Source organism: Pseudogemmobacter humi, from assembly GCF_900609055.1.
Lineage (GTDB): Bacteria > Pseudomonadota > Alphaproteobacteria > Rhodobacterales > Rhodobacteraceae > Pseudogemmobacter > Pseudogemmobacter humi.
This window is the reverse complement of sequence record NZ_UXAW01000037.1, coordinates 1-11,475: the sequence shown is the minus strand read 5'-3', so window position 1 is coordinate 11,475 and position 11,475 is coordinate 1. Positions and strand designations below refer to the sequence as shown.

The following is an 11,475-nucleotide window of genomic DNA, read 5'->3' as shown; positions in this document are numbered from 1 at the left end:
GCCGGGCGACAACCTGAAATTCGTGGTCGAGCTGATCGCTCCGATCGCGATGGAAGAGAAACTGCGCTTCGCGATCCGCGAAGGCGGCCGCACCGTCGGTGCAGGCGTCGTCGCTAAAATCATCGAGTGAGGAAATACGGCCCGGGTGCTTGCGTCCGGGCCGGTTTAATGCGAAAGGGCCGCGCGGTGTGCATCGCGCGCCCCCGAATCCCCGGATCACACCGGGACTCAAGACCGTAACAATGTGAACCTATCTGATGCGCCATTCCGGCGCATTTGACGTTCCGAAGGAAGAAGCAATGCAAGGTCAGACCATTCGCATCCGCCTCAAGGCCTTCGATTACCGCGTGCTGGACGCCAGCACCCAGGAAATCGTCAACACGGCCAAGCGTACGGGTGCCCAGGTCCGCGGGCCGATCCCGCTGCCCAACAAGATCGAGAAATTCACGGTTCTCCGTGGTCCGCACATCGACAAGAAGTCGCGCGACCAGTGGGAGATCCGCACCCACAAGCGTCTTCTCGACATCGTCGATCCGACCCCGCAGACCGTGGACGCGCTGATGAAGCTCGACCTGGCCGCCGGCGTCGACGTCGAAATCAAAGTGTAAGGGGGGCATCACGATGCGCTCTGGAGTTATCGCAAAGAAGCTGGGCATGACCCGGCTGTTCCTGGAGGACGGCAAGCAGATTCCGGTGACGGTTCTGCAACTCGACGCCCTTCAGGTCGTGGCGACCCGCACCGCCGACAAGGATGGCTATACCGCCGTCCAGCTGGGCGCCGGAACCGCCAAGGTGAACCGCACCACCGCCGCGCAGCGCGGCCATTTCGCGAAAGCGAATGTGGCGCCGAAGCGCAAGCTGGCGGAGTTCCGCGTCTCGCCGGACAATCTGATCGAAGTGGGCGCCGAGATCTCGGCCGAGCATTACGTCGCCGGCCAGTTCGTCGACATCGCCGGCACCTCGATCGGTAAAGGCTTTGCCGGTGCGATGAAGCGCCACAACTTCGGCGGTCTGCGCGCCTCGCACGGTGTGTCGATCTCGCACCGTTCGCACGGCTCAACGGGCCAGTGCCAGGACCCCGGCAAGGTGTTCAAGGGCAAGAAGATGGCGGGTCATCTGGGCGCGGTGCGCGTCACCACCCAGAACCTGCAGGTGGTCAGGACCGACGCCGACCGCGGGCTGATCCTCGTCAAAGGCGCCGTCCCCGGTTCGGCCGGTGGCTGGGTCACCATCAAGGACGCCGTGAAGAAGGCTCCGCACGCCGATGCGCCGCGTCCTGCTGCCATCCGTTCGGCTGCTGCTGCGGCAGAAGCTGCTCCGGTCGCTGAAGTGGCCGAAGGGGGTGAAGCATGAAACTCGACGTGATCAAACTCGACGGCGGCAAGGCCGGCTCGATCGACCTCGATGAGGCCCTGTTCGGGCTGGAGCCGCGCGCCGACATCCTGCATCGTGTGGTCCGCTGGCAGCGCGCGAAATCGCAGGCCGGCACCCATTCGACGCTGGGCAAGTCGGACGTGAGCTACTCGACCAAGAAGATCTATCGCCAGAAGGGCACCGGCGGCGCACGCCACGGGTCCAAGAAGGCACCGATCTTCCGTCACGGTGGTGTCTACAAGGGCCCGCAGCCCCGTAGCCACGCCCATGATCTGCCGAAGAAGTTCCGCGCGCTTGGCCTGCGCCATGCGCTCTCGGCCAAGGCGAAAGCCGGCGAACTGGTGATCCTCGACAGCCTCGCGCTGACTGAGGCGAAAACCGCCGCCCTGGCGAAAACCGTAGCGGAGCGGGGCTGGAAGCGGGTTCTCGTCATCGACGGCGCGGATGTCGACGCGAATTTCGCGCTGGCCGCCCGCAACATCGAAGGCGTGGACGTGCTGCCGACCATCGGCGCCAATGTCTATGATATCCTGAAGCGTGACACGCTCGTGATCACCAAAGCAGGTATCGAAGCTCTGGAGGCCCGCCTGAAATGAGCGCGAAACCCGAACATTACGACGTGATCCGCAAGCCGGTCATCACCGAGAAAGCCACCATGGCCTCGGAAAATGGCGCGGTTGTGTTCCAGGTTGCGATGGCATCGACCAAGCCGCAGATCAAAGAGGCCGTTGAGGCTGTCTTTGGCGTCAAGGTCAAAGCCGTCAATACCACCATCACCAAGGGCAAGGCCAAGCGTTTCCGCGGCCGCGCCGGTGAGCGCTCGGACGTGAAGAAGGCCTATGTCACCCTCGAAGAGGGCAACACGATCGACGTGTCGACCGGCCTCTGATACCGGCATTACGCTGAAGAAAAGCCCCCGCGACAGCGGGGGCTTTTTGCTGTTGCTGACAGCGAAGCCCGCAGGACCTGCCCGTCAACAGCCGCTCTGGCGCGGGAAAACGGCTGGCATTTCGGAAGCGGATGGAAGCTGGAACTCTATTCGCCTTACAGCAATGGCAGGATCATCGCTTATTGCGATCTGTAAGGGCGATTTGCGGCAGGGGAACGGGCCGAAGAAAAGTCGTCCGGGCTGTTGCCGCCCCCCATCCTTTCTGTTACTCCCCCGCCATTCCAGAGGCCCCGGATTCGTCCGGGGCTCTTGGTTTTGTCAGATTCGGTTTCTCGCAAGCCGGAGCAGACACCCGAACCGGGGATCTTCGGAGCCCTTAACCCCGGACCTGCCGCCCTTCGGGGCACTGGTCCTGAAGCAAACGGAAGACAGTTAACATGGCACTCAAGTCGTATAAGCCGACGACGCCAGGCCAGCGCGGGCTGGTTCTGATCGACCGTTCGGAGCTGTGGAAAGGCCGTCCCGTCAAAGCCCTCACCGAGGGCCTGCGGAAGAACGGCGGTCGCAACAACACCGGACGGATCACCATGCGCCACCAGGGCGGGGGCGCTCGTCGCCTGTACCGCGTGGTGGATTTCAAACGCGCCAAATGGGATGTCGCCGCCACCGTCGAGCGGATCGAATATGACCCCAACCGCACGGGCTTCATCGCCCTCGTGCGCTATGCCGACGGCGAGCAGGCCTATATCCTCGCGCCGCAGCGTCTGGCAGTGGGCGATTCCGTGATCGCCGGCGCCAAGGTCGACGTGAAGCCGGGCAACGCCATGCCGTTCTCGGGTATGCCGATCGGCACGATCGTCCACAACGTCGAACTCAAGCCCGGCAAGGGTGGCCAGCTGGCCCGCGCCGCCGGGACCTATGCGCAGTTCGTCGGCCGCGACGGCTCTTACGCGCAGATCCGCCTGTCGTCGGGCGAGCTGCGTCTGATCCGTCAGGAATGCATGGCCACCATCGGCGCCGTGTCGAACCCCGACAACTCGAACCAGAACTTCGGCAAAGCCGGGCGTCTGCGGCACAAGGGCGTGCGCCCGACCGTCCGCGGCGTCGCGATGAACCCGATCGACCACCCGCATGGCGGCGGCGAAGGCCGCACCTCGGGCGGCCGTCATCCGGTCACGCCCTGGGGCAAGCCGACCAAGGGTGCGCGCACCCGCTCCAACCCGACCACGGACAAATATATCGTCCGTTCGCGTCACGCCAGGAAGAAAGGGCGCTGATCCATGGCACGTTCCCTCTGGAAAGGCCCGTTCGTCGATGGCTATCTGCTGAAAAAAGCAGAAGCCTCACGCGCTTCGGGCAAAAACGAAGTGATCAAGATCTGGTCGCGCCGTTCCACCATCCTGCCGCAGTTCGTCGGTCTGACCTTCGGCGTCTACAACGGCAAGAAGCACATTCCGGTCGCCGTGACCGAAGAAATGATCGGCCAGAAGTTCGGTGAATATTCGCCGACGCGGACCTATTACGGTCACGCGGCCGACAAGAAAGCCAAGAGGAAGTAAGCCATGGGTAAGGAAAAGAATCCGCGCCGCGTGGCCGAAAACGAGGCGATGGCCGTTGCGCGCATGCTGCGCACCAGCCCGCAGAAGCTGAACCTGGTCGCGGGGCTGATCCGCGGCAAGACCGTCGGCAAGGCCCTGTCCGATCTGACCTTCTCCAAGCGCCGCATCGCCGGCGAGGTGAAGAAGGTTCTGCAATCGGCGATCGCCAATGCCGAGAACAACCACGGGCTCGACGTCGACAGCCTGATCGTGGCGGAAGCCTGGGTCGGCAAGAACCTGGTGATGAAGCGCGGCCGCCCGCGGGCACGCGGCCGGTTCGGCAAGATCATGAAGCCGTTCAGCGAAATCACCATCAAGGTGCGTCAGACCGGGGAGTCGGCATAATGGGTCAGAAGGTCAATCCGATCGGCATGCGTCTCCAGGTCAACCGCACCTGGGACAGCCGCTGGTTCGCTGAATCGAAAGACTACGGCAATCTGCTGCTGGAAGATCTCCGCATCCGCGAGTTCATCCACAAGGAAGCCAAACAGGCCGGCATCTCGAAGGTCGTGATCGAGCGTCCGCACAAGAAATGCCGGGTGACGATCTACTCGGCGCGTCCGGGCGTGATCATCGGCAAGAAGGGTGCAGACATCGAGACGCTTCGCAAGAAGCTGGCGGCCTTCACCGCCTCGGAACTGCATCTGAACATCGTCGAAGTGCGCAAGCCCGAAGTCGACGCCCAGCTGGTGGCCGAGTCGATCGCCCAGCAGATGGAGCGCCGGGTGTCCTTCCGCCGCGCCATGAAGCGTGGCGTGCAGAACGCCATGCGGATGGGTGCGCTCGGGATCCGGGTGAATGTCGCGGGCCGTCTCGGCGGTGCGGAAATCGCGCGGACCGAATGGTATCGCGAGGGCCGGGTGCCGCTGCATACCCTGCGCGCGGACATCGACTATGCGCTGTCGGAAGCCGAAACCCCCTACGGGATCATCGGCGTCAAGGTCTGGATCTTCAAGGGCGAGATCCTTGAACACGATCCGCAAGCCCATGATCGTCGCCTCGCCGAGGCCGCAGACGCTCCGGCGCCGCGCGGTGCCCGTCGCGAGCGTGGCGACCGTGAGCGCGCGTAAGGAGTAGAGAGAGATGCTGCAACCGAAGCGCACGAAATACCGCAAGATGCACAAGGGCCGGATCGCCGGCGAGGCGAAGGGCGGGTTCCTCCTGAACTTCGGCTCGTTCGCCCTGAAGGCGACCGAACCCGAGCGCGTGACGGCGCGTCAGATCGAGGCGGCCCGCCGCGCGATCACCCGCCACATGAAGCGTCAGGGCCGGGTCTGGATCCGGATCTTCCCGGATACCCCGGTTTCCGCGAAACCCACCGAAGTCCGCATGGGCTCGGGCAAGGGTTCGGTGGATTACTGGGCCTGCAAGGTGAAGCCGGGCCGCATCATGTTCGAGATCGACGGCGTGAACGAGGAAATCGCTCGTGAAGCCCTGCGTCTCGGCGCGATGAAGCTGCCGGTCACCTCGCGCATCGTGGCCCGCGAAGACTGGTAAGTCTTTCGCATCGCGACATCAGGCGCCCGCCGGGAGACCGGCGGGCGTTTTCCTTTGCGGCGGCCTGCTGTAATCTGCATTCGGATGAGCGGAGCGGGGACGGAATGCCTTTCGATTTTCAGCCGGTCCTGCGCAGTGAGACGCTGCTGCTGCGCCCGTTGCACGCCGACGACCGGGCCGGGCTGCGTCAGGCGGCCTCGGATCCGCTGATCTGGGCCGGCCACCCGGCCCGCGATCGGCATCTGCCCGAGGTGTTCGACCGCTATTTCGATCTGCTGCTGGCCTCGGGTGCGACCCTTGTGGTGAGCGAGGCGCAAAGCGGCCGGATCATCGGCTGTTCGCGCTATTACGTGGCGCCGGACGCGCCGGATGCGGTGTCGGTCGGCTTCACCTTCCTGACCCGTGATCACTGGGGCGGCACCACCAACCGCGAGCTGAAACGCCTGATGCTGGGGCATGTCTTCGCCGCGGGCCGCGAGGTCTGGTTCCATATCGATCCGACCAATATCCGCTCGCAGAAGGCCACCGCGAAGCTGGGCGCGCGCCATGTCCATGACGCGCGGCTCGATCTGGGCACCGGCGAGGCGCCCTGGATGTGCTTCCGGCTGACCGCGGCTGACTGGCTGGCCCGCGCCGGCGGAGACGGCAGATAGGCCTTGCCCTCTGTGCCCCCCTCCTGTATCAGGCCCCATCCACGGATCCGGGGCGACTCGGATTCGTCGGTATTTCATTGATCCACCAGGTCAAAGGTGACCCTGCCAAAGTCGGGGGCCCTCTGGTGAATGTAAAAGGAAAAGGCGCATGACCGCCAAGGAACTGACCGGGAAAACCCCGGACCAGCTGCGTGACCAACTGGTCGCGCTCAAGAAGGAAGCCTTCAACCTGCGCTTCCAGCAAGCGACCAACCAGCTTGAGAACACCGCCCGCATGCGCACCGTGCGCCGCGAAGTGGCCCGTATCAAAACCGTTCTCGGCCAAAAAGCCGCTGAAGCTGCGAAGTAAGGATCTGACCCATGCCGAAGCGCATCCTGACTGGCACCGTGACCTCGGACAAGAACGAGCAAACCATCACCGTTCTCGTCGAACGTCGTTTTAAGCACCCGCTGCTGCAAAAAACGGTCCGTAAGTCGAAAAAATACCGCGCCCATGACGCGGAGAACAAATTCAAGGTCGGTGACACCGTTCGCATCGAAGAGTGCGCGCCGATTTCGAAGACGAAGCGTTGGACGGTGGTGGTCGAGGCCTGAGCAATCAGTCCTCTCCATACCGTTCAGCAGAAACTGAGCGATACCCCGGGGCGGTTGATCGCTGTCCCCGAAGGTCGGGAGAAACCAAATGATCCAGATGCAGACCAATCTGGATGTAGCTGACAACTCCGGCGCCCGCCGGGTTCAGTGCATCAAGGTTCTGGGCGGCTCGCATCGCCGCTACGCATCCGTGGGCGACATCATCGTGGTGTCGGTCAAGGAGGCGATTCCAAAGGGTCGCGTGAAGAAGGGTGATGTCCGCAAGGCCGTCGTCGTCCGCACCGCGAAAGAAGTCCGTCGCGAAGATGGCACCGCCATCCGCTTCGACCGCAACGCCGCCGTCATCCTGAACAATCAGGGCGAGCCGGTCGGCACCCGTATCTTCGGGCCGGTCGTCCGCGAGCTGCGCGCGAAGAACTTCATGAAGATCATCTCGCTCGCGCCGGAGGTGCTGTGATGGCTGCGAAACTCCGCAAGGGTGACACGGTCCTCGTGCTCACCGGCAAGGACAAGGGCAAGAAGGGCGAAATCGCCTCGGTCTCGCCGAAGGACGGCAAGGCTGTCGTGGAAGGCGTGAACATCGCCATCCGCCACACCAAGCAATCCGCCGGCAGCCAGGGCGGCCGCATCCCGAAAGCGATGCCGATCGACCTGTCGAACCTCTCGCTGATCGACAAGAACGGCAAAGCGACCCGCGTCGGCTTCCGCGAGGAAGACGGCAAGAAGGTCCGTTACGCCAAGACCACCGGGGAGGCGATCTGATATGCTGGACAACGCCACCTATACCCCGCGTCTGAAAGCCGCCTTCAGATCGACGATCCGGGCCGCGCTCAAGGAAGAGTTCGGCTACAAGAACGACATGATGATCCCGCGTCTGGACAAGATCGTCCTGAACATGGGCGTCGGCGAAGCGGTGAAAGACACCAAGAAGGTCAAGCAGGCGGCCGAGGAACTCGGCCAGATCGCCGGCCAGAAGGCTGTCATCACCAAGGCCAAGAAGTCGATCGCGGGCTTCCGTGTCCGTGAAGAGATGCCGCTTGGCTGCAAGGTCACCCTGCGTGGCGACCGGATGTATGAATTCCTCGATCGTCTCATCAACGTGGCCCTGCCGCGCGTCCGCGACTTCCGCGGCGTCAAGGCGACCTCGTTCGACGGCCGTGGCAACTATGCCATGGGCCTGAAAGAGCACATCGTTTTCCCGGAAATCGAGTTCGACAAGGTCGACGAGGTTCTGGGTATGGACATCATCATCTGCACGAACGCGAAGACCGATGCGGAAGCGAAGTCGCTGCTGAAGCACTTCAACATGCCGTTTTCGGCCTGAGCGCGAGGGAACCTGATCTATGGCTAAAAAATCCATGGTGAACCGCGAAGTGAAGCGCGCGAAGCTGGTCCAGCAACATGCTGGCAAGCGCGCGGCGCTGAAAGCGGTGATCGAAGACCAGTCGAAGCCGATGGAGGAGCGCTTCAAGGCGACTCTGAAACTGGCCGAGATGCCCCGGAACTCGTCGGCGGTGCGGCTCCACAACCGCTGCCAGCTCACGGGCCGCCCGCATGCTTACTACCGTAAGCTGAAACTGTCGCGCATCATGCTGCGTGAACTGGCCTCGTTCGGCCAGATCCCCGGCATGGTCAAGTCGAGCTGGTAAGGGAGAGAGCAGATGCCTGTTAATGATCCCATCGGCGATATGCTGACCCGTATCCGCAACTCGTCGCTGCGCGGCAAGTCGACGGTTATGACCCCGGCTTCGACGCTGCGCGCCCGCGTTCTGGACGTGCTGCTGGCCGAAGGCTATATCCGTGGCTATGAAAAGTCCGAGACCTCGAACGGTCAGGGCGAATTCACCATCAGCCTGAAATATTACGAAGGCGAGCCGGTGATCCGCGAACTCAAGCGGGTCTCGAAGCCGGGCCGCCGCGTTTATATGGGCGTGAACGAGATCCCGCAGGTCCGCAACGGGCTTGGCGTGGCGATCGTTTCCACCCCCAAGGGCGTTCTGTCGGATGCGAATGCACGCGCTGCCAATGTTGGCGGCGAAGTGCTTTGCACCGTGTTCTGAGGAGGGTTGAATGTCTCGTATCGGCAAGAAACCCGTCGAGCTGGCGAAGGGCGTCACCGCGTCCGTCTCCGGCCAGACCATCGAAGTCAAGGGGCCGAAAGGCACCCGTTCCTTCACCGCAGGCGATGATGTGACCATCACTGTCGAAGGCGATGCCGTCAAGGTCACCCCGCGTGGCCTGTCGAAGCGCGCCCGTCAGCAGTGGGGCATGTCGCGCTCGATGATCGAGAACCTGGTGACCGGCGTCACCACGGGGTTCAAAAAAGAGATGGAAATCCAGGGCGTTGGCTACCGCGCAGCGGTGCAGGGCAACATCCTGAAACTCCAGCTCGGCTTCTCGCATGAAGTGAATTTCGAAGTGCCGAAGGGCGTGACCGTCACGACCCCGAAGCAGACCGAGATCGTCGTCGAGGGCATCGATCAGCAGGAAGTCGGCCAGGTGGCAGCGAACATCCGCGACTGGAAGCGTCCCGAGCCCTATAAGGGCAAAGGGATCCGCTACAAGGGCGAGTTCGTCTTCCGCAAGGAAGGCAAGAAGAAGTAAGGGGCGCGAAAATGGCTTTGAACAAAAGAGAGCTGTTCCTGAAGCGCCGCTTGCGCGTGCGGAACAAAATCAAATCGACCGCGGCCGGCCGGCTGCGTCTGTCGGTCCATCGTTCGTCGAAGAACATCAGCGTCCAGCTGATCGACGATGCGAAGGGCGTGACCGTCGCTTCGGCTTCGTCGCTGGAAAAAGACCTGGGCGTCGTCGGCAAGAACAATGTCGAAGCGGCGGCCAAAGTCGGCTCGGCCATCGCCGAGCGGGCGAAGAAAGTCGGCGTGGAAGAATGCTACTTCGACCGCGGCGGGTTCCTCTTTCACGGGAAGATCAAGGCTCTGGCCGATGCTGCCCGCGAAGGTGGCCTGAAGTTCTGATCCATGCGGGCGGCGCAGTCTTTTCGAAGGCTGAGCCGCCCCGATGATCCGGGAGCGGGCCTTGCGTCCGCTCACCAGGATTGGACCATTGGGCGCTGATGCGCCGTCACGAAAGGAATGCCTTATGGCAGAACGTGAAAACCGCCGGGATCGCCGCGAAAGCCGCGAAGAGACCCCGGAATTCGCCGATCGTCTTGTTGCGATCAACCGCGTCTCGAAGACGGTCAAGGGCGGTAAGCGCTTCGGCTTCGCGGCGCTCGTCGTGGTGGGCGACCAGCGCGGCCGCGTCGGCTTCGGCAAGGGCAAGGCCAAGGAAGTGCCGGAGGCCGTCCGCAAGGCGACCGAACAGGCCAAGCGTCAGATGATCCGCGTCCAGCTGAAAGACGCGCGCACCCTGCACCACGACACCGAGGGCCGTCATGGCGCCGGCCGCGTGGTGATGCGGACCGCGGTTCCCGGCACCGGGATCATCGCCGGCGGCCCGATGCGCGCCGTGTTCGAGATGCTGGGCGTCCAGGACGTGGTGGCCAAGTCGCTGGGGTCGCAAAACCCCTACAACATGATCCGCGCCACCTTCGAGGGCCTTCGCAAGGAAGCCTCGCCGCGTTCCGTCGCCGCTCGTCGCGGCAAGAAAGTGGCCGAGATCCTGAAGAAGCCCCAAACCGAAGCTGCGGAGGGCTGATCGAAATGACGAAGAAAACCATCGTCGTGAAGCAGGTGGCCTCGGCCGCCCGCCGCCCCGCGATCCAGACCGCGACGCTCAAGGGCCTGGGTCTGAACAAGATGAACCGCACCCGCGAGCTGGAGGACACTCCGGCCGTGCGCGGCATGGTCAACAAGATCTCGCATCTCGTTAAGATCATCGAAGAACGCGGCTGACCGCTTCTGAAATGCAAAGAACGCCCCGGAGAGATCCGGGGCGTTTTGCTTTGCCGGAGGGCCTGATCGCGGATGCGGCCGGTTTTCCCGCGGCGCTTCCGCACGTTTGAGTTCGGATGCTGTGGTGTTAGGCTCTGCTCCGACTCGTCCGCCGCAGGGAGGCGGCGGCGGGCATCAGGGAGGATGAAATGGCCGCGAAATACGCCGGGGGCTGTGCGCATGTCCATGTGACCGCCATCGCCGAGCCGATCGACAACCACGAATGCCATTGCAATGTGTGCAAATCCGTCACCGGCCAGCACACGACGCATGTGGCCTTCTTCAACCACGGCGATGTCCGGGTGGATCACCCGGAAAAGCTGAAACGGGTGCCGTTCAATGCGCAGAACCCGGACGGTCCGCTGGAGATCTGTCTCTGCACCGATTGCGGCGCGGTGATCATGCTCGATGACAAGCAGGGTCGCATCCGCGTGGCGGTGCCGAATGTCATGGGCTACGACGATGCGGCCTTTCCGAAGGCCAGCTACCACGCCTTCTGGGACGAGACGAAAGGCTATCCCAAACCCGACGACGGCCGCCCGGTCTACAGCGGGCTGCGTCCGGAATTCACCTGGCCTGCGGGGGCGTAACGCGCTGTCCGCATTGTGAAGGGCGCCGGGCGGCAGGGCTCTTGTCTTGCCGCCGGGTCCTGGTCAGACTTCGGGCAAAAGAGCAGGATTTCTGACCATGACGCGGTTTCCGGTGCCGGCGCTGCTGCTGGCGGTTTCGATCTGCCTTGCGGGTGCGGCGCAGGGGCAGAGTTCGCTTTGCGATTACCGCCTGTCGGAGGTGATCGCCGCGCGGGCGCCCGCGCTGGCGGCCGCGGCGGTGGATCTGTCGGCGCTCGGGCCGGCGACGGGGCACGGCGGTGATTTCTTTACCCTGGTCGACGGCCGCAGCGGGCTCTCCGCGCTTGGCGCCATCGTTTCGGGGGCGGGGAGCAGCCTCGGCGCGCAGCTTCTGGGCTCGGGCGGGGC

General features: G+C 63.5%; 24 protein-coding genes. All 24 read left to right on the top strand.

The features are described from left to right. On the top strand, positions 1–130 hold a 130-nt coding region (locus XINFAN_RS03645; RefSeq protein ID WP_494338098.1), incomplete at its 5' end, for an EF-Tu C-terminal domain-related protein. Between the two features lie 169 nt (positions 131–299). After that, on the top strand, positions 300–608 hold the full coding sequence (rpsJ, locus tag XINFAN_RS03640; protein ID WP_023666234.1) for a 30S ribosomal protein S10: 309 nt from the start codon (positions 300–302) through the stop codon (positions 606–608). Positions 609–621: 13 nt separating this feature from the next. Beyond that, positions 622–1,353 carry a 50S ribosomal protein L3 gene (rplC, locus tag XINFAN_RS03635; RefSeq protein WP_124085138.1) on the top strand — a complete coding sequence of 244 codons (732 nt, stop codon included), beginning with the start codon at positions 622–624 and terminating at the stop codon, positions 1,351–1,353. Beyond that, positions 1,350–1,970 carry a 50S ribosomal protein L4 gene (gene rplD / locus XINFAN_RS03630; RefSeq protein ID WP_124085137.1) on the top strand — a complete coding sequence of 207 codons (621 nt, stop codon included), beginning with the start codon at positions 1,350–1,352 and terminating at the stop codon, positions 1,968–1,970. Before rplC ends, rplD begins: the two co-directional genes overlap by 4 nt. After that, positions 1,967–2,263, top strand: a complete 297-nt coding sequence (locus tag XINFAN_RS03625; RefSeq protein WP_124085136.1) for a 50S ribosomal protein L23 — start codon at positions 1,967–1,969, stop codon at positions 2,261–2,263. The genes rplD and XINFAN_RS03625 overlap by 4 nt, the downstream gene beginning before the upstream one ends. A 437-nt stretch (positions 2,264–2,700) precedes the next feature. Further along, positions 2,701–3,540, top strand: coding sequence for a 50S ribosomal protein L2 (rplB, locus tag XINFAN_RS03620; protein ID WP_124085135.1), 840 nt, complete (start codon positions 2,701–2,703; stop codon positions 3,538–3,540). A gap of 3 nt (positions 3,541–3,543) precedes the next feature. Then, on the top strand, positions 3,544–3,822 hold the full coding sequence (gene rpsS, locus XINFAN_RS03615; protein ID WP_124085134.1) for a 30S ribosomal protein S19: 279 nt from the start codon (positions 3,544–3,546) through the stop codon (positions 3,820–3,822). A 3-nt stretch (positions 3,823–3,825) separates the two neighbouring features. Further along, a complete protein-coding gene (gene rplV / locus XINFAN_RS03610; protein WP_124085133.1) occupies positions 3,826–4,206 on the top strand; it encodes a 50S ribosomal protein L22 in 381 nt (126 codons plus the stop codon). Beyond that, on the top strand, positions 4,206–4,931 hold the full coding sequence (rpsC, locus tag XINFAN_RS03605) for a 30S ribosomal protein S3 (RefSeq protein WP_124085132.1): 726 nt from the start codon (positions 4,206–4,208) through the stop codon (positions 4,929–4,931). Before rplV ends, rpsC begins: the two co-directional genes overlap by 1 nt. A 13-nt stretch (positions 4,932–4,944) precedes the next feature. After that, on the top strand, positions 4,945–5,358 hold the full coding sequence (gene rplP, locus XINFAN_RS03600) for a 50S ribosomal protein L16 (RefSeq protein ID WP_124085131.1): 414 nt from the start codon (positions 4,945–4,947) through the stop codon (positions 5,356–5,358). A gap of 104 nt (positions 5,359–5,462) precedes the next feature. Beyond that, entirely contained in the window at positions 5,463–6,011 is a 549-nt protein-coding gene (locus tag XINFAN_RS03595; protein WP_124085130.1) for a GNAT family N-acetyltransferase, read from the top strand. Between the two features lie 148 nt (positions 6,012–6,159). Further along, positions 6,160–6,360 (top strand): 50S ribosomal protein L29, encoded by a 201-nt coding sequence (gene rpmC, locus XINFAN_RS03590; RefSeq protein WP_112311936.1) that lies wholly within the window; start codon positions 6,160–6,162, stop codon positions 6,358–6,360. A gap of 11 nt (positions 6,361–6,371) precedes the next feature. Further along, positions 6,372–6,605 (top strand): 30S ribosomal protein S17, encoded by a 234-nt coding sequence (rpsQ, locus tag XINFAN_RS03585; protein ID WP_112311937.1) that lies wholly within the window; start codon positions 6,372–6,374, stop codon positions 6,603–6,605. Positions 6,606–6,693: 88 nt separating this feature from the next. Continuing rightward, positions 6,694–7,062 (top strand): 50S ribosomal protein L14, encoded by a 369-nt coding sequence (gene rplN, locus XINFAN_RS03580; protein WP_013066055.1) that lies wholly within the window; start codon positions 6,694–6,696, stop codon positions 7,060–7,062. After that, positions 7,062–7,367 (top strand): 50S ribosomal protein L24, encoded by a 306-nt coding sequence (gene rplX / locus XINFAN_RS03575; protein ID WP_124085129.1) that lies wholly within the window; start codon positions 7,062–7,064, stop codon positions 7,365–7,367. The genes rplN and rplX overlap by 1 nt, the downstream gene beginning before the upstream one ends. A gap of 1 nt (position 7,368) precedes the next feature. Next, complete coding sequence (gene rplE / locus XINFAN_RS03570) at positions 7,369–7,929, top strand: 50S ribosomal protein L5 (protein ID WP_124085128.1); 561 nt, start codon at positions 7,369–7,371, stop codon at positions 7,927–7,929. A 19-nt stretch (positions 7,930–7,948) separates the two neighbouring features. After that, the gene (gene rpsN / locus XINFAN_RS03565) at positions 7,949–8,254 is read left to right on the top strand and encodes a 30S ribosomal protein S14 (RefSeq protein ID WP_124085127.1); all 306 of its coding nucleotides are present in this window, start codon (positions 7,949–7,951) and stop codon (positions 8,252–8,254) included. Positions 8,255–8,266: 12 nt separating this feature from the next. After that, complete coding sequence (gene rpsH / locus XINFAN_RS03560; protein ID WP_124085126.1) at positions 8,267–8,665, top strand: 30S ribosomal protein S8; 399 nt, start codon at positions 8,267–8,269, stop codon at positions 8,663–8,665. A gap of 10 nt (positions 8,666–8,675) precedes the next feature. Beyond that, positions 8,676–9,209, top strand: a complete 534-nt coding sequence (gene rplF, locus XINFAN_RS03555; RefSeq protein WP_124085125.1) for a 50S ribosomal protein L6 — start codon at positions 8,676–8,678, stop codon at positions 9,207–9,209. A gap of 11 nt (positions 9,210–9,220) precedes the next feature. Further along, positions 9,221–9,580 carry a 50S ribosomal protein L18 gene (gene rplR / locus XINFAN_RS03550; protein ID WP_124085124.1) on the top strand — a complete coding sequence of 120 codons (360 nt, stop codon included), beginning with the start codon at positions 9,221–9,223 and terminating at the stop codon, positions 9,578–9,580. Between the two features lie 124 nt (positions 9,581–9,704). Then, positions 9,705–10,262: a 30S ribosomal protein S5 gene (rpsE, locus tag XINFAN_RS03545; protein ID WP_124085123.1), complete on the top strand. Its 558-nt coding sequence runs from the start codon at positions 9,705–9,707 to the stop codon at positions 10,260–10,262. 5 nt (positions 10,263–10,267) lie between these two features. Then, the gene (gene rpmD / locus XINFAN_RS03540) at positions 10,268–10,459 is read left to right on the top strand and encodes a 50S ribosomal protein L30 (protein ID WP_124085122.1); all 192 of its coding nucleotides are present in this window, start codon (positions 10,268–10,270) and stop codon (positions 10,457–10,459) included. 188 nt (positions 10,460–10,647) lie between these two features. Then, entirely contained in the window at positions 10,648–11,088 is a 441-nt protein-coding gene (locus tag XINFAN_RS03535; protein ID WP_124085121.1) for a GFA family protein, read from the top strand. Between the two features lie 97 nt (positions 11,089–11,185). After that, positions 11,186–11,475: hypothetical protein (locus XINFAN_RS03530; protein ID WP_148087134.1), on the top strand; the 290-nt coding region annotated here is incomplete at its 3' end.

Bases quoted from the DNA above. Each gene is read 5' to 3' on its own strand.
- rpsJ (WP_023666234.1), top strand. From the start codon at position 300: ATGCAAGGTCAGACCATTCGCATCCGCCTCAAGGCCTTCGATTACCGC.
- rpsQ (WP_112311937.1), top strand. From the start codon at position 6,372: ATGCCGAAGCGCATCCTGACTGGCACCGTGACCTCGGACAAGAACGAG.
- rplC (WP_124085138.1), top strand. From the start codon at position 622: ATGCGCTCTGGAGTTATCGCAAAGAAGCTGGGCATGACCCGGCTGTTC.
- rpmD (WP_124085122.1), top strand. From the start codon at position 10,268: ATGACGAAGAAAACCATCGTCGTGAAGCAGGTGGCCTCGGCCGCCCGC.
- XINFAN_RS03625 (WP_124085136.1), top strand. From the start codon at position 1,967: ATGAGCGCGAAACCCGAACATTACGACGTGATCCGCAAGCCGGTCATC.
- rpsH (WP_124085126.1), top strand. From the start codon at position 8,267: ATGCCTGTTAATGATCCCATCGGCGATATGCTGACCCGTATCCGCAAC.
- rpsS (WP_124085134.1), top strand. From the start codon at position 3,544: ATGGCACGTTCCCTCTGGAAAGGCCCGTTCGTCGATGGCTATCTGCTG.
- rplN (WP_013066055.1), top strand. From the start codon at position 6,694: ATGATCCAGATGCAGACCAATCTGGATGTAGCTGACAACTCCGGCGCC.
- rpsE (WP_124085123.1), top strand. From the start codon at position 9,705: ATGGCAGAACGTGAAAACCGCCGGGATCGCCGCGAAAGCCGCGAAGAG.
- rplD (WP_124085137.1), top strand. From the start codon at position 1,350: ATGAAACTCGACGTGATCAAACTCGACGGCGGCAAGGCCGGCTCGATC.
- rplX (WP_124085129.1), top strand. From the start codon at position 7,062: ATGGCTGCGAAACTCCGCAAGGGTGACACGGTCCTCGTGCTCACCGGC.
- rplF (WP_124085125.1), top strand. From the start codon at position 8,676: ATGTCTCGTATCGGCAAGAAACCCGTCGAGCTGGCGAAGGGCGTCACC.
- rpsN (WP_124085127.1), top strand. From the start codon at position 7,949: ATGGCTAAAAAATCCATGGTGAACCGCGAAGTGAAGCGCGCGAAGCTG.
- rpmC (WP_112311936.1), top strand. From the start codon at position 6,160: ATGACCGCCAAGGAACTGACCGGGAAAACCCCGGACCAGCTGCGTGAC.
- rplP (WP_124085131.1), top strand. From the start codon at position 4,945: ATGCTGCAACCGAAGCGCACGAAATACCGCAAGATGCACAAGGGCCGG.
- rplV (WP_124085133.1), top strand. From the start codon at position 3,826: ATGGGTAAGGAAAAGAATCCGCGCCGCGTGGCCGAAAACGAGGCGATG.
- rplB (WP_124085135.1), top strand. From the start codon at position 2,701: ATGGCACTCAAGTCGTATAAGCCGACGACGCCAGGCCAGCGCGGGCTG.
- rplE (WP_124085128.1), top strand. From the start codon at position 7,369: ATGCTGGACAACGCCACCTATACCCCGCGTCTGAAAGCCGCCTTCAGA.
- rpsC (WP_124085132.1), top strand. From the start codon at position 4,206: ATGGGTCAGAAGGTCAATCCGATCGGCATGCGTCTCCAGGTCAACCGC.
- XINFAN_RS03595 (WP_124085130.1), top strand. From the start codon at position 5,463: ATGCCTTTCGATTTTCAGCCGGTCCTGCGCAGTGAGACGCTGCTGCTG.
- XINFAN_RS03535 (WP_124085121.1), top strand. From the start codon at position 10,648: ATGGCCGCGAAATACGCCGGGGGCTGTGCGCATGTCCATGTGACCGCC.
- rplR (WP_124085124.1), top strand. From the start codon at position 9,221: ATGGCTTTGAACAAAAGAGAGCTGTTCCTGAAGCGCCGCTTGCGCGTG.